Below are 24755 nucleotides of genomic sequence, written 5' to 3'. Positions count from 1 at the left end.
CGTGTAATCTTTATTTCGTGCTGCCTAGACCCGCGCAGTTGCGGGGGAGTCCTGTGCAAACGGATAGTCCTATCAGTTTGGACAGGTGGCCTGCGCCGGTTGCCGCGCGAGGGTCGGCCGAGGAGACCTGAATTGAGCCTTTGTCGTTTCTGGCGTCTTGACCGCCACCCCGAGGGAAATACCGACTTCGCCCAGTCGCTGAGCCTGCACGAGGAGCCGTGCGCCGCGCTGGCGGAGGGTGAGGTGCGCATCGCGGCCGAGTGGCTGTCGATGGACGCGGGCACCCGCATGTGGATGAGCCCGCGCACCGACGGCTACCAGCCGCCGCTGCCGCTGGGCTCGAAGATGGTCGGCCTCGTGCTCGGCCGCGTGATCGAGAGCAGGGACGCGGCCTATCCCGAGGGCGCCCTGGTGCGCGGCTTCGGCCAGTGGGCGGACGTGGCGACGGTGGTGCCCGCGCTCACCGGGCTCGAGGTGGTGGATGAGACCGTCGCCGACCCGCGCCAGCATTTCGGGGCGCTCGGCATGAATGCCTGGACGGCTTACGTCGGCGTCAGGGAAGTCGCGGCGGTGAAGGCGGGCGAGTGGCTGGCGGTGTCTGCCGCCGCCGGAGCCACCGGCAGCCTCGCCTGCCAGGTCGGCAAGAACCTCGGCGCGAAGGTCGTCGGCATCGCCGGGGGCGCGGAGAAGTGCCGTTTCCTGCTCGACGAACTCGGCGTCGACATGGCCATCGATTATCGCGGTGAAGACGTCGCGGCGCGGCTTGCCGAAGTGCCGGGCGGGGTGAACGCCTTCTTCGACAACGTCGGCGGACCGATCCTCGACGCGGTGCTGGGCAACATGGCGCACTACGGCCGCGTCGCGGTCTGCGGCATGGTCGCGGGCTACGACAGCGATGCAGCCATGCCCGGCCCCGCGCAGTTCGACCAGGTGCTGATGCGGCGGCTGCGGATCGAGGGCTTCTTCATCCCCGACTTCCTCGAACGCGGCGCGGAATTCATGCCGCAGCTGCGCGAGTGGCTTGATGCGGGCAAGCTGGCGGTTCGTTTCGACGAGACGCAGGGGCTGGAAAACGTGCTGACCGCCTACGAGCGGATGCTCACCGGCAAGAACATCGGCAAGGTGGTAGTGCGGCTCTGACGGTTATTTCGTCAGCCGGTCGAGCCAGGCCTGCGCCTGCTTTGGCTCGCCCACCGACTGCGAATCCACCGGCCCACGCGAGGCGAGGAACTCGCGGTGGAGTTCGAACGGCTCCATGAACAGCGTCTCGCGCATCGCGTCAATGGCTTCGCCGAGTTCCACGAGGTTCTCGATCATGGGCGCGGCGGCGGCGCGGGAAGCCTTGTCGGCGTTGTGGCCGAACAGGCCCCACTTGCCGGCGGCGGTGACGCGCAGCGCCGCGACCAGCGCCTCGGCATACTCGGCTTCGAGGTCGGCGCGGCGCGCATCGAGGCGTTCAAGACGATCGGCTTTGGCCATGCGGCGAGCCGTAGACCTGCAAGGGGTGGTAGGCAAGCGCGGGTACGCGGCTTACCGCGCTATGACCGATGCGCTCTCCGTCACGGTGAAGGTCCTGATCCGGCTGCGGTCGAACAGCTTTTCCTCGTCCTCGACGATCATGGCGAGCGTCTGCGGATCGCCGAGCGCGGCGAAGCAGGCGTCGCGGGTGGGCTCGTCGGGGAAGTCGATCTCCATCACCACGTCGAAGTCGAAGGGCTGGTCGATGCCGTCCATCGGCGTCAGGAAGCGGCGGACGTAGCGCGTGGCGTAGCCGGACAGGACCGCCTCGCCGATCTTGCGGTGGTTGCCTTCGTAGTAGGCGCGAAAGTCCTGCGGGCTCATGCCCTGGCGCCGCTTGAGCAAGGTGATGACGGTGACCGTCACGCCAGCTGATCCATCCACAGGCGGGTCGCATCGAGCACCGCCCTGGCGCGCGGCGCCGGTTGCGCGAACGCCTCGCGCAATGCCGCCGAGCGCAGTTCGATCGACAGGGGAATATCGGCCGGCAGCGCCTGCAGCATCGCGGAGAGCGGGAGCACGCCTTCGCCCGCCTGCTCGCGCAGGTCGATGGCGTCGGTGATGACCGCGTCGAAGTCCGCCGGGTCGGGCCGCAGCGCGCGCGCGTCGCAGAACTGCGCATAGGGCAGGAGAGCCGGGTCGATCGCGGCGATCTCGGCCACGGTGGTGCCGGAGCGGTCGACATGGATCGGATCGACCAGCACGGCGCGCAAGGGGTGGCCCACGCGGCCGAGCACACCCAGCGCCTGTGCCAGGTTCCTGACTTCGGTGAAGATGCCGAACTCCAGCGCCACGCGCATGCCCGAACCCTCGGCATGGCGGCACAGGGCGGCGAGCTGCGCGACGGTCTGGCCCTCGTCGGGGTGGGAGGACACGCAGAGTACGTTGGCGGCGCCCAGCTCCGCGCCCACGTCGAGCACCCTGCGGTGGTCGTCGAGGCGCGTGTCCGGCCTGATCCACACCACCTCGACGTCGAGCACCGGCAGCCCGGTGCGCGCCAATGCTGCGCGCGCATCGCGGGTATGCTGCGCGGTCCATGCGAGCGGATCGACCCAGAGCCCGACCGCGTCGTAACCTGCGGCGCCGCCCGCCTCGATGACGTCGACGGCGCCGAATTCGGGCAGGACGCCGGAGGCGAGGGACAACTTGTGTTTCATGGCCTCTCCCAGCCGTTCGCAGCAGCCCGTCGTCCCAGCGAAGGCTGGGACCGCCGGGTACTCTGGAGGCAATGCCGGTCCGACAGCCCGCGCGGAGGCGGCGAGCGGTCCCAGCCTTCGCTGGGACGACGGACTTGTCGCATTACTTCATCGCCGCCGCCTACATCACCGGCTGCGGCAGCGAGGCGTCGTCTTCCAGGTACCAGTTCAGCCATTCGTGGAAGTACTGGTTGCCGCGCTCGTTCTTGCCGAAGGTCAGTTCGTCGTGCGCGCCCGACTCCAGCCCGCGCTGGATCTCGAGGCCGATCACGTAATCCTCCTCGTACGTGACGTCGCGGAAGAAGTTCATCGCCGCTTCCGCCGCCTCGCGGTCGGCCTCGTCCTTCACCGGATTGCGGCGCAGGTAGTTGAGCACGGTGCGGTTGCGGTCGGGCGTCGGCCCGGGGAACAGCTGGGCGACCTGGGTGATCTCGGGCGCGATGAAGATCGACACGTTGGGGAAGAAGATGCGCACGAAGTCGTAGCCGTAGTTCTCGCGGTTGCCCCACTCCTCGCGGGGTACGTCCCTGAGCTGTTCGGCGATGGTGTGCTGCGGGAAGCCGATGCGGATGTTCGGCCCGAAGCCTTCGTAATGCGTGCAGTTCGACGGGGTGCGCGGGAAGATCGTCTCGGGATGGAGCGACTTGAAGTGGTAGCCCTCGAGGTAGCCGTCGAAGGCGATCTTCCAGTTCGCGCCCTCGATGGTGCGGTTGCCCAGGTACGTCCAGTTGGCGAAGTCGAGCGCCTCGAAATCCTCGAGATAGCCCTGGAAGTAGGCGTCCAGGTCGATCGGGGCGTTGGGCGTCAGGCAGACGAAGATCATGCCGCCGCGCTCCTCGCAGGGCAGTTCGCGCAGGCCCATGCGGCTCTTGTCGACATCGCCGAACGTGCCGGGCTCGGAGATGCCGATGAGCTTGCCGTCGGCGCCGTAGGTCCACGAGTGATACTTGCAGGTGAAACGCGAGCAGTTGCCGGTGCCATCGGGCGCGACCGGCGCGCCGCGGTGCGAGCACACGTTGAGGAAGGCGCGGACCTTGCCGGCCTTGTCGCGGTTGATGAGCACCGGCGAGCCGACCGCGTCCATCGCCTTGTAGTCGCCGGGGTTGGGCAGTTCGGCGGTGAAGGCGAGCATCAGCGGCACGCGCTTGAACACCAGCTCCATCTCGGCCTTGAACTGGTCCTTGTCGGTGTAGCTGCTGGTGGGGACGTTGAGCGGCTTGTCGGTCTGGTAGGTCTTCTTGTTTTCGACGTAGTCGAGCATGATCTCGGCCACGTCGCCAATGCGCTTTACGCGTTCCACAAATCTCTCCCGGCACATTATTTGTGCGGTGATCCTGATCGAGTGGGGGCGTGACGGCAACCTGCGCAAGGTGATAGGCGAGAGGCACTCGTTTCGGCGCGATTGGCATTTAGGCCAGTTGGCCGCGGCGATCGGGCGGAGCACTCATGGCGGCATGACGGAGAGGAAAAGGCCCAAGTGGGCATGGCTTGAACACGAACCCCGCCGGCTGCCGCCGCACCTGGCCGCCTATGCCGGCGCCGGGCTGTGGGACGAGCGCACGGTCGCCGAGCAGGCCGCCGCGCTGGCGGAGGCCGACCCCGGCTTCGTCGTGCTCATCGAGGGCGAGACCGCGGTCACGCGCGGGCAGGTCGTCGCCGATGCCGAGGCGCTGAGCGCGGCACTTCACGCCCGCGGGCTTCGTCCCGGCGACGTGATCGCGTTCCAGGTGCCCAACTGGCGCGAGGCCATGGTCATCAACCTGGCGGCGGCGATGTCTGGCCTCGTCGTCAATCCGGTCGTGCCGATCTACCGCGACCACGAGGTCTCGCTGATGCTGGCCGACTGCGGGGCGAGGGCGGTCTTCGTGCCCTCCACCTTCCGCAAGTTCGATTATGCGGCGATGGCCGCGCGGCTGGCGGGCTCGCTACCGGACCTCGATTTCGTGTTCACCGTGCGCGGCGAGGGCCCGGACGATTTCGCCGCGCTCGTCGAGGAAGGGCGCTCGCTTTCCTTCGCGCGGCCGAAGGTCGATCCGCTCGGCGTCAAGATGGTGCTCTACACCTCGGGCACCACGGGCAAGCCCAAGGGCGTGCTGCATAGCCACGTCTCGATCGCCCGCATCCTGCGCGAGAGCGGGGCCTACTGGGGCCTGACGCCGGGCGAGGCGACGCTGATGCCCTCGCCGGTCACGCATGTCTCGGGCTATGCCAACGGGCTGGAGGCGCCGTTCCTCTGCGGCACCCGAACGGTGCTGATGGAAAGCTGGAACGCGGCCGAGGCGCTGGCGCTGATCGACCGGCACCAGGCGGTCGGCACCGTCGCAGCGACACCGTTTCTCGTCGAACTGGCCGCTGCCGCCCGCGAAAGCGGCAACCGGCTGCCGAGCTTCCGCTTCTTCGCCTGCGGCGGCGCGGCGGTTCCGGCGGACCTCATCCCCGCCGCCAATGCCGCCTTCGACCACTGCCGCGCCTTCCGCGTCTTCGGCGCCTCGGAAGTGCCGCTGGTAACCTTCGGCTGGCCCAACGTGGAGAGCCTCGCGGCCACCACCGACGGCGCCATCGTCGACTACGACATCCGCATCGTCGACCACGAGGACCTCGACCTGCCGGACGGGAGCGAAGGCGAGATCCTCGCGCGCGGGCCGGGCATGATGCTGGGCTATGCCGACGAGGGGCAGACGCGCGAGGCGCTGACCGCCGACGGCTATTTCCGCACCGGCGACCTCGGCGTGCGCACCAGCGACGGCGCGCTGACCATCACCGGCCGCAAGAAGGACCTCATCATCCGCGGCGGCGAGAACATCTCCGCCAAGGAGATCGAGGACGTGCTGCACCTCCACCCCCAGGTGCGCGAGGCCGCCGTCGTGGCCATGCCGCACGCGCGGCTGGGCGAAGGGGTCTGCGCCTACGTCATCGCCGAGGGGGAAGCGCCCAGCGCGATCGACCTCGCCGCGCATGTCGCGGGGAGCGGGCTGGCGAAGCAGAAGATCCCCGAACGCTTCGAATTCCGGGGCGACTTCCCGCGTACCGCCTCGGGCAAGGTGCGCAAGGACATGCTGCGCGCGGATGTGAAGGGGCTGGTGGGGGTTTAGGCCCGGGCCTGGAGAAGGATGGAATCGGCGGCGGCGCCCTCAGGCAGCCGCCGCCGGCCCTTCCTCCCCAGGAAGCTGAACTCTAGGCTGCGCCCATAGCAGCCGCGACGGCGGCGTCGATCTCCGATTTCATCGGATTGCGCCGCAGGGTCAGACCGCCGTTCACCTGCAGGTTCTCGCCGGTCATGAAGCATTCGTCGCTGGCGAGCCAGACGACGGCGGCGGCGATGTCGTCCGAAGTGCCAATGCGGCCCAGCGGATAGCCCGCGAGGAAGGCGTCGAACAGCCCGGGCACCTGCTTGGCGTCCGACGTCATCGGCGTGTCGGTGAGGCCCGGCGAGATCGAATTGGCGCGGATGCCCTCGGTCCCGAACTCGTGGGCGACGCAGCGGATGACGTGGTCGGCGCCCGCCTTGGTGCCCATGTAGGCGGCGTGGTCGTTGAGCATGATCGTCGCGGTGGCCGAGCTGATCTGGATGATCGAACCGCCCTGTCCGCCGAGGCTGCGCGCCATCTTCGCCACCATCGCCTGATAGAAGTGGAAGGGGCCGACATACTGCAGCATGGTCATCGCCATCAGCTCGTCGGCGGTGGTTTCGAGGAAGCCCTTGAGCAGGCCCCAGCCGGTGGCGTTGACGGCGATGTCGATACCGCCCAGCTTCTGCGCCGCAGCGTCGGCGAAGCGATCGACGCTGCCTTTGTCGGTGAGGTCGCAGGGCGCCCAGGCGCAGTCATGCTGCGCAGCAAAATCGGCGAGGACGCTTTCTTTGCGGCCGGAGACCAGCACCTGCGCGCCCTCGGCCATGAGCCGCCGGGCGATCGTTTGGCCCATGTTGCCGGGGCTGCTGGCGCCCAGGATCACCGCGCGTTTGCCGTCAAGCCGTCCCATGGCACCGTCTCCTTCCGATTGTTGCGGCGCTGGCTAGCACGGGCGAGGCGCGACCATTCCTGATCAAACTAATAGTGGCCACGCCGCGCCCAAGCGTGGACACCGTGCCTTCAAGAAAACACGCGCGTGGCAGAGGAGCGCAAAGCATGGATCTCGGACTCAAGGGCCTCAGGGCCATCCTCGTGGGCGCGAACGGCGGCATCGGCCGCGTCGTCGCGCATGTGCTGTCGCAGGAAGGCTGCGACATCGCCATCTGCGGCCGCTCTCAGGACAAGGTCGACAACGTCCTGTCCGAAATCGCCAGCTCGGGCGTCAAGACCTACGGCGCGGCGCTCGACGTGACCGAGGTGGATGCGGTCCCGGCCTTCGTGGACAAGGCGGCCGAAGCGCTCGGCGGCTGCGACATCTTCATCAGCTTCACCTCCACCAATCTCGGCGAGGATACGGACGCGGCGTGGGATGCGGTCATGCAGGCGGACATCCTGCCGATGCGGCGCGGCATCGCCGCCGCGCGCCCGCACCTCGCCAAGTCGGACAACGGCGCCATCGTGTGCCTCAGCTCCACCGGCGCGGTCGAGGAATTCATGGGCGTCCAGCCCTACAACGCGCTCAAGGCCGCCGTCATGAACTACGCCTCGGCCATGTCGCAGGCGCTTGCTCCGGAAGGCATCCGCGTGAACTGCTTCACCCCCGGCCCGGTGATGACCGAGGACGGCCCCTGGCCCAAGATCAAGGATGCCGCGCCTGATTTCTACAATGCGACGCTGGCGAACATGCCCACCGGCCGCTTCACTACCGGCGAGGAACTGGCCAAGGCCATCGCCTTCGTCGTCTCGCCGACGTGCAAGTCGATGACCGGCGCCAACATCGTGGTCGACAACGGCTACACCAAGCGCACCCAGTTCTGAGTTTCCCTCCCCTCCGGAAGGATCATTGCGGCGGGCCTGAAAAGGTCCGCCGCTTTTTTATGCCTCACGCGATCTTCAGCACCAGCTTGCCGGTGTTCGCGCCGGAGAACAGGCGCATGAAGGCGGGGTAGGCGTTCTCGAGGCCGTGCTGCACATCCTCGTCGGCGCGAAGCCTGCCCTCGGCCAGCCACTGCGCCATCTGGGCGCCGCCCTGTGCGAAGCGGTCGGCATAGTCGGCGATGAGGAAGCCGTGGATCGTCGCGCGGCGCGCCAGGATCTGCCACAGGTTCCTGAGGCCCAGCTTTTCCGGGCTGTTGTACTCGGCGATGAGGCCGCACAGCAGGATGCGGGCATGGAGGGCGAGGGCGAAGACTTCCGCCTCCAGCACCGCCCCGCCGACGTTCTCGAACACGACGTCCACGCCGCCGGGCGCGGCTTCCTGGATGGCGGCGACGAGGGCGTCGTGGTCCTTGCCCTTGTAGTCGATGGCGGCATCGAAGTGGTAGTCCTCGATCAGGCGGCGGCACTTGTCGGGCCCTCCGGCGATGCCCACGACGCGGCAGCCCATGATCCTGCCGATCTGGCCCACGGTGGAGCCGACCGCGCCCGCCGCGCCGGACACCAGCAGCGTCTCGCCCGGCTGGGGCTTCGCCACCTCGGTCAGTCCGAAGTAGGCGGTGAGCCCCACCGCGCCGAGCGCCGAGAGGTAGCTGGAGGGGGGGGGCACCGCGCCGATGTCGATCGGCATGGTGAAGCCGCCGGGCATGGCGACGGAATAGTCCTCCAGCGCATTCAGGCCCATGATCCATTGTCCCGGCGCGAAGTCCGGGTTGTCCGAGGCGTGGACCACGCCGACCGTCGTGGCGCGCACCGGATCGCCGAGGGGAATCGGCGGCATGTAGCTTTCCGCGTCGTCCATCCACCCGCGCTGCGCCGGGTCGAGCGAGGCGTAATGGTTGCGCACGACGATGCCGCCGGGCGGAACGGCCGGGATATCCTGCGTCTCCAGCACAAAATCATCCGGAACGGGTGAACCTTTCGGCCTGCGCACCAGCAGGAATCGGCGGTTTTCGGCCATGGCATCGTCTCCTTGTTGTGCCGGACTGGTCGGACTTCGCCGGGGCCCACGCACCTGTGCAATTCGACAGGTAGGCCATCCGCGAAACCGATGCATAGTGAACGCGAAGTGACGGCCCCGAAAGCAACGGCCGCATGGGAGGATAGACTGATGGCATCCGCATTTGTTCGCGGAGCGTGGGCCCGCACGCTCGTCAAGTTCGCGCTTACCACTACGGCGCTCACCGGATTGTCTGCGCCGGCCTTCGCGCAGGAAGCACCTGCCGACACCGCCGCCGACACCGCCGTGGTCGATCCGAACGAGATCATCGTCTCGGCCCGCCGCCGCTCGGAGACGCTGCAGGAAACGCCCGTCGCGATCACCGCGATCAACGCGGCGATGCTTGAAAACAAGGCCTCGGCCAACATCGGCGACCTTCAGGGCGCCGCGCCGGGCCTGCTCATCACCCAGCAGAATTCCGGCGCGCAGGCGGCCAACATCTCGATCCGCGGGCTGACCTATGCCGACATCGAGAAGTCGCAGACCCCGACCGTGGGCGTCGTCGTCGACGGCGTGACCATCGGCACCAACACCGGCCAGCTGCAGGATGCCTTCGACATCGCCCAGATCGAAGTGCTGCGCGGGCCGCAGGGCACGCTGTTCGGCGCCAACACCATCGGCGGCGTCATCAACATCACCCGCACCAAGCCGACCATGGAGCCGGGCGGCAAGGCCGAATTCACGTATGGCCGCTGGAATACCTGGGCGGGCAAGGCGATCGTCAACTACGGCGACGGCGAGACCTGGGGCGTCAAGGGCTGGTACTTCCACAACGAGACCGACGGCTTCTACTACAACGCCATCCGCGGCGAGCGCGCCGGCGGCAGCAAGGGCGACAGCTACGGCGCCAGCCTGCTGTTCGAACCCAGGGGCTCGGGCTTCGACGCGCAGTTCACGATCGAGAACGTGGTCCAGAGCTTCGAGCCGGTGGTGAGCAACCTCACCAACAGCACCGAGCTGTTCTGCGGGCTGATCCCGGCGAACGAGTGCAACCGCAACAACACCAGCGACCTCTACACCGTGTTCACGCTGCCGGCGAAGAGCAAGTACCGCGCGCCCAACGCGACGCTGCAGATGAATTACGACCTGGGCGACATCAAGCTCAGCTCGATCACCGGCTGGCGCCACAGCAAGGAAGCGCAGACGCAGGACTTCGACGGTTCGTCGAGCGACCTCTACTACGTCGACCGCCGCCAGAAGTACACGCAGTGGAGCCAGGAACTGCGCGCCGCGGGCAACCTCTTCCCCGGCTTCGACTACGTCGTCGGCGGCTATTACTTCCACTCCAAGTACGACCTCACGCAGTGGACGCGCTTCTTCGGCTTCGACCCGTCGATCCCGCCGATGGAGTTCGACCAGAACCCGCAGACCAACCTCGGCAAGACCACCAGCTACGCCTTCTTCGGCGACTTCAACTGGGCCTTCGCTGACAAGTGGCGCCTCTCGTTCGGCGGCCGCTGGAGCCATGACAACAAGAAGCTGACCAACAGCTTCGCGCAGGCCGGGCTGATCGGCTCGGGCGATGCCAACTTCACCAAGTTCACCCCCAAGGTCGGCATCGACTACCGCCCCAACAGCGACGTCATGCTCTACGCCAGCTGGTCGCGCGGCTACCGCTCGGGCGGCTTCAGCCCCCGCGCCGCCACCGCGCAGACCGCCAGCACTCCGTTCCAGCCCGAGACCGTCGACGCTTACGAGATCGGCGCCAAGCTCGCGCTGTTCGACCGCAAGCTGGAGCTGAACTTCGCCGGCTACGTGTCTGACTACAAGGACATGCAGCAGAACCTGACGGTGCCGGGCGGCCCGCTCGGCAACCAGACGATCACCGGCAACGTGCCGGGCGGCGCGCTCATCAAGGGGCTGGAGATGGACGGCACCCTGCGCGTGACGCCGTTCTTCCGGATCACCACTTCGGCGGCCTACATGAAGTCGCACTTCCGCGACTTCGTGGTCGGCGGGGCCTACGGCGGAGCGATCGTGCCGTTCGACTACTCCGCCAACAACCTCATCTACGCGCCGAAGTTCACCGGCTCGCTGGGCGCCGAGTACGAAGTGCCGACCAGCTTCGGCAAGGTCGTCGCCACCGCCGGCTGGCGCCATATCAGCCCGTATGACGAGCAGATCTCGCAGGCCTCGCTGACGCCGGTGACCGATGGCTCGGGCACCGTCACCGGGGTCGTGGTCAACGGCAACGATCCGCGCGTGCGCACCACCACGCAGGACCTCGTCGATGCCAGCCTGACCTTCAACTTCGACGTCGGCGACAAGGAAGCCTACTTCCGCGTCTTCGGCCGCAACCTCGCCAACGAGAAGACCACCACGCACGCCTTCACCGTGGCCGGGCTGTTCTCGTTCGGGATGGCGGTCGAGCCGCGCACGTACGGCGCCACCGTCGGCGTGAAGTTCTGAGCATACCCCCCGCCGCGCCCTGGTGCGCGGCACAATGACTGGGGTGTCCGGCAATCCCCGCCGGGCACCCCGCGCTTTTGAAAGGAATACGAAATGGGCCGTCTTGAAGGCAAGATCACCCTGGTAACCGGCGCGGGCAACGCGCGCGGCCTCGGCGCCGCCACCGCGCAGCGCTATGCCGAGGAAGGCGCGTTCGTCTATGTCACCGACCTCGATCTCGCCGGCGCGCAAGGGGTGGCCGACACGATCCGCGCGGCGGGCGGACAGGCCGAGGCGCTGGCGCAGGACGTGACCAGCGAGGCCTCGTGGGACGAAGTCTTCGCCGCGATCGAGAGCGGCCACGGCCGGCTCGACGTGCTGGTCAACAACGCCGGCATCGCCATCCTCAAGCCGCTGGAACAGCTCACCGCCGCCGACTGGGAGAAGCAGAACAAGGTCAACCTCGACAGCGTGTTCTACGGCACCCAGCGCGCCGTCGCGCTGATGCGCAAGGTCGGGCAGGGCGGCTCGATCGTGAACCTGTCCTCGATCGGCGGCCTCGTCGGCGTGCCGATGTGCGGGGCCTACGGCGCGGCCAAGGGCGGCGTGCGCGTGTTCTCCAAGGTGGTGGCGATGGAATGCGCGGCCGAGCAGATCCGCTGCAACTCGGTCCACCCCGGCATGATCGAGACCGCGATGCAGGACGTCGCGCGCTCGGACAATCCCGAGGGCTTCAAGCAGATCGTCGGCGGCATCCCGATGAAGCGCATGGGCAGCCCGCTCGACATCGCCAACATGAACCTGTTCCTCGCCAGCGACGAGGCGAACTACATCACCGGCTGCGAGTTCGTGGTCGACGGCGGCGTCACCGCGATGTGACGGCGGGGAGAGGCGGGGTCCCGCCTCCCTTCATACGGTGGAAACCTTCCACAAACCGGGCGAGGCTCAGGTCGCGTCGTCTGCCCTTGCCGTATCGGTGTCGATGATGCCCTCCATCGCGCTCTGCATCGTCTCGTAGAAGCTGGCCAGCCGTTCGAGCCGCTCCGAGGCCGGCCCTTCGGCGACCTTCGGCCCCCGCGTCGACATTAGTCGGTTGAGCGCGCCGAGCGAGGCGGTGCGCAGCAGGAACGGCGTGCCGAAATCCTCGCGCGCGACATAGAGTACGCGCTTCGTGCCCCGCTCCGCCACCCGCCGGCAGTGCCCCGCGGTTTCCAGCACCTTGGCCGCCTTGCAGGCATTGCTCTTGCTGATCTCCAGGTGCTCGGCGATGTCGTCGAGGCTCGCGGGATCGCTCTGGAACAGCAGGAATCCGTAAACCCGGGCGGCGTTGCCTGGCATGTTCCACCCCGCGAGAAGCGTGGCGAACTCGTCCAGGAAGCGGCGCTGTTCGTCAGTCTGCATGATTGACAATATTTCCCATAACGTAAATATACGAAATTAGCGGAGAGAATCAAGCGATGGCCGAGCTAGCGCAAAGCTTCACCCGCTCAACCGTCAAAACTGTCTTGGGATGAAGAAAGATGTCCACCGCACCCACCATCGCTGCCGCTGCCACCACCGTTCTGCCTGAAGGACTGCTCTATATCGACGGCGAACTTCGCCGTGCGGAGGGCGACCGCACCTACGACAATATCGGCCCCTGGACCGGCAGGCCCGTCGGCGTCGCGGCCGATGCGAGCGCGCTCGACGTCGAGCAGGCGATCGCCGCCGCGCGCCGGGCCTTCGATACGACCGACTGGTCCAGCAACCACGAGAAGCGCTTCGCCCTCGTCAAGAAGCTCTACGACCTTTTCGAAGCCAACCGCGACCGCCTGGTCGACATCGCCCGGCATGAGGTCGGTGCCCCGCTCGTGGCGGTCAATCGCGCCCAGGTGGCCAATTGCCTGAACAGCTGGCGCGACCTCATGGAGGTGTACCCCCAGCTCCCGTGGGAGAAGGACTACGGGGTTTGCCAGACCGCGTTCGGGAAGAGCCAGCGGACCGCCCACTACGAGGCGATCGGCGTCGCCGCCGCGATCACGCCGTGGAACTTCCCGCTCTACGTCAATGCCGAGAAGGTGGTCTCGGCCCTGCTGGCAGGCTGCACCGTCATCCTCAAGCCCGCGCCCGACACCCCGCTGGCGGGCGCGATCTTCGGTGAACTCGCCGCCGAGGCGGGTTTCCCCGCCGGCGTGTTCAACGTCATCACCGCGAGCGACCCGGCCGAGGCGGGCGAACTGCTCGTCACCGATCCGCGCGTGGACATCATCACCTTCACCGGCTCGACCGCGATCGGCAAGCACATCGTCCGGCAGGGTGCGGAGACCATGAAGCGCGCGTTTCTCGAACTGGGCGGCAAGTCCGCCAACATCGTGCTCGAGGACGAACCGAACTTCGCGCGGATCGTGGCGCAGTCCATCCTCGTCTTCCACGCGGGCCAGGGATGCGCCGTGCAGTCGCGCCTGCTCGTGCCCCGCAGCCGCTACGAGGAGGCCAGGCAGATCCTCAAGGCTGCCTACGACGCCTTCGCCGACAAGTGGGGCCACTTCGACGACCCGGCCTGCTCGATGGGCCCGGTGGTGTCGCAAAAGCAGATGATGCGTGTGAAGGGCTACGTCGACCTCGGCATCGAGGAAGGGGCCACGCTGCTGGCGGGCGGCAACCTGCGCCCCGACAAGGGCGACGGCTGGTTCATCGAGCCGACCTGCTTCGTCGACGTCACCAACGACATGCGGATCGCGCAGGAGGAGATCTTCGGGCCCGTCCTCGTCGTCATCCCGTTCGACGACGACGAGGATGCGATCCGCATCGCCAACGACAGCATCTACGGCCTGTCGGGCGGCGTCTGGTCGGGCGACCGCGACCGCGCGCTGAAGGTCGCGAGGGCGATCCGCACAGGCACCGTGGGGGTGAACGGCGGCACCCCGATCAACGGCGACCTGCCCTTCGGCGGCTACAAGCACAGCGGCGTGGGCCGCGCCTGGGGCCTCGAGGGGATCGAGGAGTATCTGGAGACGAAAGTGATCGCCTACCCGGTGTGAGCCTTCGCAGGTATCCGGCGCGCCGCGTACGGTCCGCTTTCCTACAGCGACCCTCGCGCGGTACGCTGGCCGCATGATCCTGCCCGCCTGCTCCGCCCTCGAACCTGCAGTGTCGCCCTGGGCGCAAGGCGACACTTCGGACGCACAAGGCGACACCTGCATCCCACAAGGCGACACTTCGGACGCACAAGGCGACACCTGCAACCCACAAGGCGACACTTCGGACGCACAAGGCGACACCTGTAACGCACAAGGCGACACTTTTCGCGCGCAAGGCGACACATTCCGGGCCCAGGAATGCGTGTTTCCCCCCTGGACCGTGTAAACTGTGTAAACCTCGTGTCGCCTTGTGCGTGGGCGCGCGGGACAAGCCCCTCCGTCACGGCTTCGCTCCCCATCGCTGCGCGGCAGGGAGGAGCCTCAGATCGGCAGGATTTCCGGGGTCTCGTGGATTTCGAGGATCTCGAACACGTTGCCGAAGAAATCGCGGCAGTAAGTGCCCGCGTAGCCGCGCTTCACACCGTGCTCGTCGGCCGTGATGGCCTCGAGCACGGGCGGGGTGTGGACCGGCAGACCGGCGGCGACGATGCGGGCGTGGACTTCGGCGATGTCCTCCACCTGCAGCGCGATATGGGTGTAGCCGTATTCGTTGACGCCCCGGCGCGGGTCCTGCGGCGCCTGCTTCGGGGCGTCGTACCGGAACACCTCGATCTGCAAGTTACCGAGGCGGCAGAAGAACTGGTTCGCGGCGCTGCCTTCGAGGCCGACGACCTTGTCGATGAACGGGTTGTCCGCCCAGCTCAGCGGCGCGACCTCCTCCACCGCGCCGAGCACGTCCAGGTAGAATTCGCGCGCCTTGCCGAGGTCGGGCACGGAAACGCCGATGTGGTGGACGCCGATGACGCCGGGAAGGCTGGGCATGGATGTGCTCCTCTGCGGTCCCGGGCGTCAGGCCGAAGCCTCGGCCGCCGCTTCCGCGCCGACGTTGCGCTGGGCGGCATGCCTGCCGGCGAGATAGCCGAACACCATGCCCGGCCCCAAAGTGCCGCCGCCGCCGCCATAGGTCATGCCCATCATCGAGCCCATGGCATTGCCCGCCGCATAGAGCCCACCGATCGTGTGGCCATCGACGTCGAGGACGCGGCCCAGAGTGTCGGTCTTGGGTCCGCCCTTGGTGCCGAGCGCGCCGGACTTGACCTCGGCGGCGTACCAGGGACCGCCTTCGAGCTTGCCGAGCGTCGCTCCCTTCCGGCCCTTGTGCTCGGGGTCGCCCCAGTAGAGGTCGTAGTAGCTGTCGCCCCTGCCGAAGTCCTCGTCCTTGCCGTTCTCGACCATCGCGTTCCAGCGCGCGACCGTGGCCTCCAGCGCGCCTTCGGGGATGCCCAGCTTGGCGGAGAGTTCGTCGAGCGTGTCGCCGCGGGCGATCCAGTCGGCGGGCGCCTTGTTGTGCCCGGTATCGCCGACGCCGATCAGCTGCGTGTCGAGGAAGCCCCACTTGTCGTAGAAGTTCTGGTTGAACACGCACCACGCCGGCAGGTTGGCCCAGGTGCAGGTGTTGAGATCCTGCACGTGGAAGGCGGCACCGAAGGCGTTGTAGTTTGCCGCCTCGTTGGTGAAGCGCTTGCCGGTGCGGTTGACCATGATCGTGCCGGGCAGGGTGCGCTCGCCGGTGAACAGCATGCAGCCCATGGAGTTGAGGGGGGCCTCGACCACCGGCATCCACCACGCCTCGCGCATCGAGGACAGCATCGCGCCGGCCTTCATCGCCATGCGCAGCCCGTCGCCGGTGTTGGTGCGGATGGACACCGGGGAGGTGAGGGGGCCGCGCAGGAAGGCGGCCTTGAAGGCGTCGTTGTGCTCGAACCCGCCGGTTGCCAGCACGAGGTTGGGGGTGTCGATCGTGGTGCCGTCATCCAGCGTGACGCCGGTGATCGCGCCGTTTGCGATGACTAGGTCCTTGCCGCCGGTGCCGAGCAGGAATTCGACGCCGCGATCCAGGCACCCGCGCAGCAGGCGGCCGACGAGCGCATGGCCAAGGCCGCGCTCGTCGTTGTCGGCGCGGCGCTGGGCCTCCTCGGGCGGCAGCGGATCGGGCACGGCCTGCGCCAGCGAGGTCTCGCCGACGGTGAAGTAAACGTGGGGCCAGTAGTAGGGAGAGACTTCGACCCTGTCGCGCCACTCGCCCAGCTCGCCATAAGGGTAGACCGCACATTCGAGGGTGCGGCCACCGCGGCTGGCGGCGCCGGGCTGTTCCGGGTGATAGTCGGGGAAGTGGGGGACGACCATGAACTGGACGGGGGTCCTGTCCTCGAGGAACGCGACCATCTCAACGCCGCCGTCTATGTAAGCCTCGGCCATTGCGGGCTCGATCAACCCGTTGGACATCGATTCGAGATACGTCAGCGCCTTCTCGCGGCTGTCCTCCTTGCCGTATTCCTTCTGGTGCGGGTTGCACGGAATCCAGATCTGCCCGCCCGACCATGCGGAGGTGCCGCCGAGCTTCTCGCCCTTTTCGACGACGAGCACTTTGGCGCCATGCTCGGCCGCCGTCAGCGCCGCCGTCAGGCCTGCCGCCCCCGAACCGAGCACGACGAGGTCGTATGCCTTGCCAATTGCCTTGTTGGTCATTGTCTCTCTCCCGAGGGCTCGTTGGCCCGCTTGTTGTCAGACCTGGCTGAAGCCTCCGTCCATCACGAGTTCGTCGCAGGTCATGAAGCTGGATGCGCTGGAGGCGAGGAACACCACGCCGCCGGCCATTTCCTCCGGCCGGCCGAGGCGGCCGATCGGGTGGTTGACGTTGACCCCGGCCTCGGCCGCCTCGCGCGAAGGCGCGGCGCCGAGTTCGACGTAGCGGTCCATGATCGAGGCCAGCATCGGCGTCTCGATCCCGCCCGGATGCACGGAGTTGACGCGGATGTTGTACTTCAGCGCGGCGAACTCGGCGCCGAGGCACTTCGATAGCATCATGATCGCCGCCTTGCTCACGCAATAGGCCGAGTTGAACGCCGCGCCGCGAAGACCGCCGATGCTCGAGAAGTTGATGACCGAGGCGCCGGACGGCCTCGCCTTGCCGCCCTCCCGGAGCAGGTCCAGCAGGACCTGCGTGCCGATGATCGCGGAATCCACGTTGACCGCGTTGACCTTGTGGAATTCGCTGAGCGGCGTCTCCTCGAACTTCGTCACGATCGAGAAGCCGGCGTTGTTCACCAGCGCGTCGAGGCGGCCGTATTTCTCGCGCACCAGGGCTTCCACCGCGCGCCAGTCGACCTCGCTGGTGACGTCGTGGCGGAGGTAGTGATCGGCGCCTTCGATCTCGGCGGTATCGCGCAGGTCAGTGGCGATCACGGTGGCGCCGGCCGCCTTCATGGCTTTGACGACCTCGCGGCCGATGCCGCCGGCGGCGCCGGTGACGACGGCGATCACGTCGGGAAGGGCGATGGTCATTTCAGGTTTCTCCAAGTGTGCGCGAGGCACTCTAATTTGCCTTTTTCCCTTTTCCTTCGTCATTCCCGCGAAAGCGGGGACCCATCTGACGTCCTGGCAACAGGCTCCGTCTCAGCTGCGCTCCCGCCTTCGCGGGAATGACGGGAAGAGGTGGGTCACTGCGCGGTCCAGCCACCGTCGATCACCAGCTCGGCGCCGGTCATGTACGAGCTGTCGCTGCCGGCGAGGAAGTACACCGCGCTGGCCAGTTCGGACGGATCGGCGAGCCGGCCGATAGGCGTCTTGCTCGACATCAGGTCGACGAGGTCCTGCGCCTTTTCGGCCACGCCCTTGTCGACCCAGCGCTGGAAGCCTTCCTGCAGCAGCGGCGTGATGACGAAGCCGGGATGCAGCGAATTGGCGCGGATCGGCATCTTCTTCTCGGCGAATTCCAGCGCAATCGACTTGGTGAACAGCCGCACCGCGCCCTTGCTGGCGTTGTAGCCCGACACTTCGCTCATGCCGACGAGGCCCATGATCGAGCTGACGTTGATGATGGAGGCGCCGCCCTTCACCTCGGCACCGCTCTGCTCGAGCAGCGGCACGAAAGTGCGGGTGCCGAGGAACACGCCGTCGACGTTGATGCTCATGATCTTGCGCCAGCCTTCGAGCGAGGTGGTGGCGACCGGGCCGGTGAGGTCGATGCCGGCGTTGTTGACGAGGATATGCAGCTTGCCGTGCCGCTCGGTCACGGCGGCGAGCACCTTCGCCCAGTCGTCCTCGCTGGTGACGTTGGCCTGCACGTAGCTGGCTGCCTGTCCGAGCCGAGCGAGCGTTTCGGCGGCGTCTTCGGGCGAGGAAAGGTCGGTCAGCACCACTTCGGCGCCCTCGGCCAGGAACCGCTCGACGCAGGCGAGGCCGATGCCGCGCAGCCCGCCGGATACCAGCGCGACGCGGCCCTTGAGCCGCTGCGAACCCAGGTCTTCGATCATACGCCGTTCATCCCTGCAGTGGACGCGCCGTCCATGGTGAATTCGCCGCCCGAGCAGAAACGCGCCTCGTCGCTGGCGAGCCAGGAGACCATGCCGGCCACTTCCTCGACCGAGGCCATCCGGCCCATCGGCGAGAGGCCCTCGTAGGCCGCGCGGGTGGCGACGGGGTCCCCCGACTTGTCGATCAGGTTCACGATCAGCGCCGTCTCGACGACGCCGGGCAGGACCGCGTTGACACGGATGCCGTACTTGCGATTGCCGGCATGGACCGCCGCCGACTTGACCAGCGCCACCACCGCCGACTTCGATACCGAATAGGCCACGAAATTGCCCATCGCCCGGTGCGCGTTCATCGAGGAATTGACCACGATCGAGCCGTTCGGCCCGTCCGGGTTCTTCGCCATCGCCCGCATCGCGTGCTGCACGGTGAGCATGACGCCGGTCAGGTTCACGCCGATGACATTGTTCCAGCCCTCGATGCCGATGTCCTCGATGCTGCCGTCGCCGCTTTCGGTGCCGGCATTGGCGAAGGCGATGTCGAGGCGGCCATGCTTGCCCAAGATATCCGCCAGCAGCCCTTCCCAGGCGGCGGCATCGGTGACGTCATGCGGTACGAATTGTGCTCCGGTGGCGGCGCAGACCTTCTCGGCCGCCGCGCGGTTGGAGCCGGTGAATATTACGGTCGCACCATCCGCGCACAGGCGCTCAACGGTGCCGGCGCCAATACCGGAGGTTCCTCCGGTGACGAGCGCCACCTTGCCTTCAAGCCGCTTCACGGCATTCTCCCATCTGCTTTGCGTGGAACATGACCGATCCGGGCGGCGGGACAACCTATGACTTGAGCAAGGTGACTCTTGGCTCGCGACCGTCCAGACATGTCCCCAAACAGGGAAACTGTGCTTGGGAGACTGATTACCGATGGCCGACCGTGACCCCGAAATCGCCACGAAAACCGACGCCGCCCGGCTGGGCGAAGACCGTAGCGAGGGCATCAGCTGGGCCGAACTCATCGCCCTGGATTCGCGCCCCGCGCCCGCGATCCTGACCGAAGAGAGCTATACCTTCCGCGGCTCCGAGCCGATCCCGGCCGAGCGTTACACCTCCGAGGAATTCGCGAAGCTCGAGCGCGAGCGGATGTGGCCCTACGTCTGGCAGTTTGTCGCCCGCGAGGAAGACCTGCCCGACGCCGGCGACTACATCGTCTACGAGAACGCGGGCCGCTCCTACCTCGTCAGCCGCCAGGACGACGGCTCGATCCGCGCCATGCACAACGTCTGCCTCCACCGCGGCCGCAAGCTGCGGCTGGAGGAAGGCAACGCCGACAAGTTCGTCTGCCCGTTCCACGGCTTCGCCTGGAAGAAGGACGGCAGCTTTGATTCGATGCCGTGCCAGTGGGACTTCCCGCACCTCTCTGAACAGAAGCTCGACCTGCCCGACGCTGAAATCGACCGCTGGGGCGGCTACGTGTTCCTGCGAGAGGAGAAGGGCGGGCCCAGCCTTGAGGAATTCCTCGCGCCGCTGCCCGAGCACTTCAAGCGCTGGCGGCACGAGGAATGCGCGAGCGTCATGCGGGTCGCCAAGGAAGTGCCGGCGAACTGGAAGGTTGTGATGGAGGCCTTCATGGAGGCCTGGCACACCATCGTCACCCACCCGCAGCTGCTGCCCTTCACGGGCGATTCCAACGCCGCCTACTGGACCTGGGGCGACAACGTGAACGTCAACCTCGTGCCCTTCGGGATCATGAGCCCGCACGTCGCCGAAGGGCAGGGCGAGCAGTGGATCGTCGACGAGTTCATCAAGTTCAACGGCCGCTCGGGCGACAACTACGAGGGCGAGGCCCACGCCAACCCGATGGCGATCCAGGTGCCGGAGGGCATGACCGCCCGCGCCGCGCTGGGCGAGGCCATGCGGCAGGCCTATACCGAGAGCACCGGCTACGACCACGGCGATGCCACCGACGCCGAACTGCTCGACGGGCTGGTCTACAACGTGTTCCCCAACTTCGCGCCCTGGGGCGGCTACATGCCGAACATCGTCTACAACTGGCTCCCCGGAAAGACGCCGGACACCTGCATCATGGAAGTGCGCATCCTCGCGCGCATTCCCAAGGGGCAGCCGATCCCGCGCGGCGCACCGCTTAAGATGCTGCGGCTCGACCAGAAGTGGACAGAGGCGCCCGAACTCGGCATCCTGGGCGACGTGTTCGAGCAGGACATGGACAACCTGCCCTACGTCCAGCAGGGCCTGCACGTCTCCAAGAACGGCAAGGTGAACCTGGGCAACTACCAGGAGATCCGCATCCGCCAGTTCCAGGACACGATGATGAAATACATCGAGGGCGACCTCGGCGGATCGGGCCAGGCCTGAATCGATGAGCGAAGCGGAAAACGAAGCGGCAAGGCCGCCGCGCATCAACTGCGTCCTGGTCTGCGGCGGGGTGTGGCACGACATGGACTTCGCCCGGCTGGAGCTTCTCAAGCTCCTCGCCGAGGACCAGTCGGTGCGCACCCGCGTGTTCGAGGACTACGAGAACCTTGGCGCGTTGCGCGAGGCGGACATCCTCATCACCTACACCTGCGACGTCACCCCCTCGCTGGCGGCGCAGGAGGTGCTGCGCGACTGGCTGGCGGCGGGCGGGCGCTGGTACGCGCTCCATGGCACCAACTCGGTGCTGCGCCTGCTGGCCGACGGGCCGGACGCGGGCCTGTGGGACGCACCGCGCTGGGCGCCGCTGTTCATGGACATGCTGGGCTCGCAGTTCATCTCGCACCCCCCGATCGCGCCGTACACGGTGACGGTCGCGGACCCGGGTCATCCGCTGGTCGCGGGCATCGAGCCGTTCGAGACCACCGACGAACTCTATCACCTGGAAACCCACGGCGACCTCCACGTCCTGCTCGAAACCGACTGCACCGAGGAGGGCACCGGCTTCGTCGAGGCGAAGGACGCACCCGGCAAGCAAGCGGTGATGTACCTCAAGGACCACGGACGCGGCGCGGTGCTCTACAACACGCTCGGGCATTGCCGGGGGCACTACGACCTCCAGCCCATGCTGGACTGGTGGCCGACAGTGGACCGCTGCGCCTGGGACCTGCCGGTGTTCTACGAGTTGCTGAGGCGGGGCATAGGCTGGCTCAAGCAACGTGAGAACTGAGGCCTGAATTCAAAAAAGAAGGGGGCGGTCCGGAAACGGGCCGCCCCCTCGTCAGGTGTGGTTCGGCAAGATCAGTGGAGCAGGCCCGCATAGCGGTCAAGCGCGGCCAGCGGTCCTTCCGGCCAGCGCGAGAGGACCAGCAGCCGCTTGTGCCCGCCGCCGATGGCGAGTTCATCGGTGACGCCCATGCCGCCGTGGAACTGGATCATCTCGTGCCCCAGCTCCACCGAGGCATCGGCGATGAACGCCCGCGCGCCGTTGACGGCGGCGGTGAAGTCGTCGCTCCCCCATGACACGAGCGCGAGGTTGAGCAGCGCGCGGCTCTGTTCGATCACCGCGTACTGAGCGACCATGCGGTGCTGGACCGCCTGGAACGAGCCGAGCGCGGCGCCGAACTGGTCGCGGGTGCGCAGGTAGTCGATGGTGTCGGCCAGCAGCCGCTCCATGATCCCGAGCGCCTCGGCGCTGCGGGCGAGGGCGGCAAGGTCGGAGGGGGCGGCGATGGCCGCAAGCCCGTCCTCGCCCAGCCGGTGGCCGGCCGGGACCACGACCCCGTCCAGTTCGAGCGAGGTCGCGACACTGCCGTCGGCCATCGTCCAGTCGCGGGTCGAAGCGCGGGGCGTGCCGGCGGGCACCAGGAACAGGGCGACGCCGTCCCCGTCGCTCGCCTCGCCGGAAATGCGCGCCGAGACGACATAGCCGTCCGCGCCGCCCCCGGCCGCGCAATAGGGCTTGGTTCCGGTCAGGCGCCAGCCCTCGCCTTCCGCCGCCGCCGCCGAGGTTTCCACCCAGACCAGCCCGTCGCGCGCGCGCGCCTCGGCATGGGCGAGGGCGAGGCGTTTCTCGCCGGTGAGCAGCGCTTCGAGCCATTCGCCCTGCAAGGCTTCCGGCGCGGTCTGGGCGAACAGCCGCCCGGCCATCACCACGGCTTCGGCCAGCGGTTCCACCACCAGCCCGCGGCCCAGCGCCTCGAACACCGTGGCGATGCCGGTGGCGTCGAGGCCGAGGCCGCCCTGTTCCTCGGGGAAGGGGGCGGCGATCAGGCCGAGTTCGCCGAGCAATGCCCAGTTGGCGCCCGAGAACCCGCCCGGTCCGGACAGGAAGGCGCGGCGGCTGTCGTGGTCGTAGTGGTCGCTGACGAAGCGCTCGGTCAGGGCCTTGAGCATTTCCTCGTCTTCGCTGAGGTCGAAATTCACATCTGACTCCCGCTGGGGCCTTTTCCCGGCTCTGACGGACCTTCTACCATCGGCGGCGGGGGCGTTACCGCTGGGCAAAAGACTAGTCATGAAAACGCAGCGTCCCGGCCTTTCAAGCGATTGTACCGCCTGCTGCGCCGGGCTAAGAGGTCGAGGGAGAGGATACCAATGCAACTGCTGTCTCAGGAAAACATCGACGCCGTGCGGGTGATATCGCCCGACGGCATCCGTCCGGCCGCCGAAGCGCTGAACCGGATCGCGCTGGCGCACGGCATGCGCGCGGCCCCGGCCCACGACATCGCCGACAAGCGCACCCCCGTGGACGCGGAGGGCAAGATGCTGGCGACCGAGATCTTCGGCTGGGGCGACGACGACCGGGTGTGGTGGCGCAATTCGCGCATCGCGCTCGATTCGCCGCTGACCACCGCCTGCCGCTTCGAGAGCCTGCCGTTCTGGGCCAACGCCGAGGGCTTCCGCACGCGCGAGCCCAACGCCTACCTCGCCTCGATCGACATCGGCAACTTCGAGCAGCGCGCCATGACCCGCGCCGCGATCGGCGTGCCGGTCCACCTGCCGTTCGGGCAGATCGGCGCGGTCAGCTTCAACCCGCTCGACAAGAACAAGACCGACCTGACCGAGGAGTTCGCCCTGCTGTCGGACGCGCTCGGGCTCTACGCGCGCACTTTCATCGCGACGTACGTGCAGGTCATGGGCCGCACCCAGGCGCTGCCGCCCGAATCGCGCCTGTCGAAGCGCGAGGTCGAGTGCCTGCGGTGGGCGGCGATCGGCAAGACCGACCTGGAAATCAGCATGATCATGTCGCGCAGCCGCGCCACCGTGCGCTTCCACATCCACAACGCGGCGACCAAGCTCAATGCCGTCAACCGCAGCCAGACCGTCTTCAAGGCGGCGCAGCTGGGCTACATCTCGCTGCAGAACTGAGGCGCGCGCCCGCGCACAAGGCGACAGAGGTTTACACGGTTTACACGGTCCGGGGGAAACAAGTGTCATCTTGGCCCCTGCGCAGCCCGGAAGTGTCGCCTTGCGGCGCAAAACTGTCGCCTTGCGGGGCAGATGTGTCGCCTTGGGTGTCGCCTTGCGCATGACAGGTGTCGCCTTGCGAGGCGACGATCGGTCATAGCGGCGAGAGGAGGAGGGGGTGGCAGAGGGCATGGCGCGAGAATACGGCGCGCCTTCGCCTGTAGGAAAATGCTTTACGCCGCCTTGCGCCCGCGCGGTCGGCCGATCATGGGCGGGCCATGCAGATCAAAATCGACGACCCCGCCGCGCCCCATGTGGCGGCGCTGCTGGACCATCACCTGAAGGAACTGCGCAGCGTCATGGGCGATCACGCCTTCGCGCTGGATGCCGGCGGTTTGTCTTTGCCCGGCGTGACCTTCTGGACCGCATGGCGCGGCGAGGAACTGGCCGGTTTCGCCGCGCTCAAGGCGCTGGGTGACGGCGACGGCGAAGTGAAGTCGATGCGCGCGGCGCCCTCGGCGCGGCGGACCGGCGCGGGAAGGGCGCTGCTCAGCCATATCGTCGCCGAGGCGCGGGCGCGCAGGTACGGCGCGCTCTACCTGGAAACCGGGACGGCGGACCTGCATGTGCCCGCCGTCTCGCTATACCGCAGTGCGGGGTTCGTCCCGTGCGGGCCCTTCGCGGACTACCTGCCGAGCCCGCACAACCAGTTCATGATGCTGGCGCTCTGACAGGCGCGCCGGAGTGATCGCCTCTGCCGCTTAACGGAAAAGCAGCCACAGGATCAGGATCACGGGAATCGGAACGCCGATCAGCCAAAGCAGAATACCCTTACCCATGATCCATTCTCCATCTGTGTCGGGTGGAAACGAGCGTCGGAA

Annotated in this window: 23 protein-coding genes; 10 read left to right on the top strand and 13 right to left on the bottom strand. The window is 67.4% G+C overall.

The window, feature by feature from the left end; genetic code table 11:
• Positions 1 to 132 precede the first annotated feature (132 nt).
• Entirely contained in the window at positions 133 to 1140 is a 1008-nt protein-coding gene (locus AC07M9_RS11635) for an NADP-dependent oxidoreductase (protein WP_494883844.1), read from the top strand.
• A gap of 3 nt (positions 1141 to 1143) precedes the next feature.
• Here the strand turns inward: AC07M9_RS11635 and AC07M9_RS11630 are convergent, their stop codons facing one another.
• The 4 genes from AC07M9_RS11630 to AC07M9_RS11615 form a co-directional block, all read right to left on the bottom strand.
• Positions 1144 to 1479, bottom strand: a complete 336-nt coding sequence (locus tag AC07M9_RS11630; RefSeq protein ID WP_494883843.1) for a hypothetical protein — start codon at positions 1477 to 1479, stop codon at positions 1144 to 1146.
• A gap of 51 nt (positions 1480 to 1530) precedes the next feature.
• Positions 1531 to 1884 (bottom strand): EthD domain-containing protein, encoded by a 354-nt coding sequence (locus AC07M9_RS11625; RefSeq protein WP_494883842.1) that lies wholly within the window; start codon positions 1882 to 1884, stop codon positions 1531 to 1533.
• The gene (locus AC07M9_RS11620) at positions 1881 to 2675 is read right to left on the bottom strand and encodes a sugar phosphate isomerase/epimerase family protein (RefSeq protein WP_494883841.1); all 795 of its coding nucleotides are present in this window, start codon (positions 2673 to 2675) and stop codon (positions 1881 to 1883) included. Before AC07M9_RS11620 ends, AC07M9_RS11625 begins: the two co-directional genes overlap by 4 nt.
• Positions 2676 to 2835: 160 nt before the next feature.
• Positions 2836 to 4014: an aromatic ring-hydroxylating oxygenase subunit alpha gene (locus AC07M9_RS11615; protein WP_494883840.1), complete on the bottom strand. Its 1179-nt coding sequence runs from the start codon at positions 4012 to 4014 to the stop codon at positions 2836 to 2838.
• A gap of 154 nt (positions 4015 to 4168) precedes the next feature.
• On the opposite strand from AC07M9_RS11615, the gene AC07M9_RS11610 reads away from it, so the two are divergent.
• Entirely contained in the window at positions 4169 to 5806 is a 1638-nt protein-coding gene (locus AC07M9_RS11610; RefSeq protein ID WP_494883839.1) for an AMP-binding protein, read from the top strand.
• 82 nt (positions 5807 to 5888) lie between these two features.
• Here the strand turns inward: AC07M9_RS11610 and AC07M9_RS11605 are convergent, their stop codons facing one another.
• The gene (locus tag AC07M9_RS11605; protein WP_494883838.1) at positions 5889 to 6695 is read right to left on the bottom strand and encodes an SDR family NAD(P)-dependent oxidoreductase; all 807 of its coding nucleotides are present in this window, start codon (positions 6693 to 6695) and stop codon (positions 5889 to 5891) included.
• Between the two features lie 146 nt (positions 6696 to 6841).
• Between AC07M9_RS11605 and AC07M9_RS11600 the strand changes: the two genes are divergently transcribed.
• Complete coding sequence (locus AC07M9_RS11600; RefSeq protein WP_494883837.1) at positions 6842 to 7603, top strand: SDR family NAD(P)-dependent oxidoreductase; 762 nt, start codon at positions 6842 to 6844, stop codon at positions 7601 to 7603.
• Between the two features lie 64 nt (positions 7604 to 7667).
• Here AC07M9_RS11600 and AC07M9_RS11595 read toward each other — a convergent pair whose 3' ends face one another.
• Entirely contained in the window at positions 7668 to 8681 is a 1014-nt protein-coding gene (locus tag AC07M9_RS11595) for an NADP-dependent oxidoreductase (RefSeq protein WP_494883836.1), read from the bottom strand.
• A 150-nt stretch (positions 8682 to 8831) separates the two neighbouring features.
• On the opposite strand from AC07M9_RS11595, the gene AC07M9_RS11590 reads away from it, so the two are divergent.
• Together AC07M9_RS11590 and AC07M9_RS11585 are read left to right on the top strand one after the other, a co-directional pair.
• Positions 8832 to 11129: a TonB-dependent receptor gene (locus tag AC07M9_RS11590; protein WP_494883835.1), complete on the top strand. Its 2298-nt coding sequence runs from the start codon at positions 8832 to 8834 to the stop codon at positions 11127 to 11129.
• Between the two features lie 93 nt (positions 11130 to 11222).
• Entirely contained in the window at positions 11223 to 11987 is a 765-nt protein-coding gene (locus AC07M9_RS11585; RefSeq protein ID WP_494883834.1) for an SDR family NAD(P)-dependent oxidoreductase, read from the top strand.
• Between the two features lie 66 nt (positions 11988 to 12053).
• Here AC07M9_RS11585 and AC07M9_RS11580 read toward each other — a convergent pair whose 3' ends face one another.
• Complete coding sequence (locus tag AC07M9_RS11580) at positions 12054 to 12509, bottom strand: GbsR/MarR family transcriptional regulator (RefSeq protein ID WP_494883833.1); 456 nt, start codon at positions 12507 to 12509, stop codon at positions 12054 to 12056.
• Between the two features lie 119 nt (positions 12510 to 12628).
• On the opposite strand from AC07M9_RS11580, the gene AC07M9_RS11575 reads away from it, so the two are divergent.
• Positions 12629 to 14128, top strand: a complete 1500-nt coding sequence (locus tag AC07M9_RS11575) for an aldehyde dehydrogenase family protein (RefSeq protein WP_494883832.1) — start codon at positions 12629 to 12631, stop codon at positions 14126 to 14128.
• A gap of 420 nt (positions 14129 to 14548) precedes the next feature.
• Here the strand turns inward: AC07M9_RS11575 and AC07M9_RS11570 are convergent, their stop codons facing one another.
• From AC07M9_RS11570 to AC07M9_RS11550, 5 genes are all read right to left on the bottom strand, one after another.
• Positions 14549 to 15049 (bottom strand): VOC family protein, encoded by a 501-nt coding sequence (locus AC07M9_RS11570; protein ID WP_494883831.1) that lies wholly within the window; start codon positions 15047 to 15049, stop codon positions 14549 to 14551.
• Positions 15050 to 15076: 27 nt separating this feature from the next.
• Positions 15077 to 16756 carry an FAD-dependent oxidoreductase gene (locus AC07M9_RS11565; RefSeq protein ID WP_494883830.1) on the bottom strand — a complete coding sequence of 560 codons (1680 nt, stop codon included), beginning with the start codon at positions 16754 to 16756 and terminating at the stop codon, positions 15077 to 15079.
• Between the two features lie 36 nt (positions 16757 to 16792).
• Complete coding sequence (locus tag AC07M9_RS11560) at positions 16793 to 17572, bottom strand: SDR family oxidoreductase (RefSeq protein ID WP_494883829.1); 780 nt, start codon at positions 17570 to 17572, stop codon at positions 16793 to 16795.
• A gap of 155 nt (positions 17573 to 17727) precedes the next feature.
• On the bottom strand, positions 17728 to 18543 hold the full coding sequence (locus tag AC07M9_RS11555) for an SDR family oxidoreductase (protein ID WP_494883828.1): 816 nt from the start codon (positions 18541 to 18543) through the stop codon (positions 17728 to 17730).
• Positions 18540 to 19319, bottom strand: a complete 780-nt coding sequence (locus AC07M9_RS11550) for an SDR family NAD(P)-dependent oxidoreductase (protein WP_494883827.1) — start codon at positions 19317 to 19319, stop codon at positions 18540 to 18542. The genes AC07M9_RS11555 and AC07M9_RS11550 overlap by 4 nt, the downstream gene beginning before the upstream one ends.
• Before the next feature lie 142 nt (positions 19320 to 19461).
• Here AC07M9_RS11550 and AC07M9_RS11545 point away from each other — a divergent pair, with 142 nt between their 5' ends.
• Positions 19462 to 20910, top strand: coding sequence for an aromatic ring-hydroxylating oxygenase subunit alpha (locus tag AC07M9_RS11545; protein ID WP_494883826.1), 1449 nt, complete (start codon positions 19462 to 19464; stop codon positions 20908 to 20910).
• 4 nt (positions 20911 to 20914) lie between these two features.
• On the top strand, positions 20915 to 21697 hold the full coding sequence (locus AC07M9_RS11540) for a ThuA domain-containing protein (protein WP_494883825.1): 783 nt from the start codon (positions 20915 to 20917) through the stop codon (positions 21695 to 21697).
• A gap of 71 nt (positions 21698 to 21768) precedes the next feature.
• Here the strand turns inward: AC07M9_RS11540 and AC07M9_RS11535 are convergent, their stop codons facing one another.
• Entirely contained in the window at positions 21769 to 22893 is a 1125-nt protein-coding gene (locus AC07M9_RS11535) for an acyl-CoA dehydrogenase family protein (protein WP_494883824.1), read from the bottom strand.
• A 168-nt stretch (positions 22894 to 23061) separates the two neighbouring features.
• Between AC07M9_RS11535 and AC07M9_RS11530 the strand changes: the two genes are divergently transcribed.
• Complete coding sequence (locus AC07M9_RS11530; RefSeq protein ID WP_494883823.1) at positions 23062 to 23835, top strand: helix-turn-helix transcriptional regulator; 774 nt, start codon at positions 23062 to 23064, stop codon at positions 23833 to 23835.
• A 317-nt stretch (positions 23836 to 24152) separates the two neighbouring features.
• Positions 24153 to 24605 (top strand): GNAT family N-acetyltransferase, encoded by a 453-nt coding sequence (locus tag AC07M9_RS11525; protein WP_494883822.1) that lies wholly within the window; start codon positions 24153 to 24155, stop codon positions 24603 to 24605.
• The last annotated feature ends 150 nt before the right edge of the window (positions 24606 to 24755 follow it).

It is taken from the genome of Novosphingobium sp. GW821-FHT09E05 (assembly GCF_059416165.1).
Note: the sequence above shows the minus strand (reverse complement) of the source record. Positions and strands in the feature narration are given on the sequence as shown.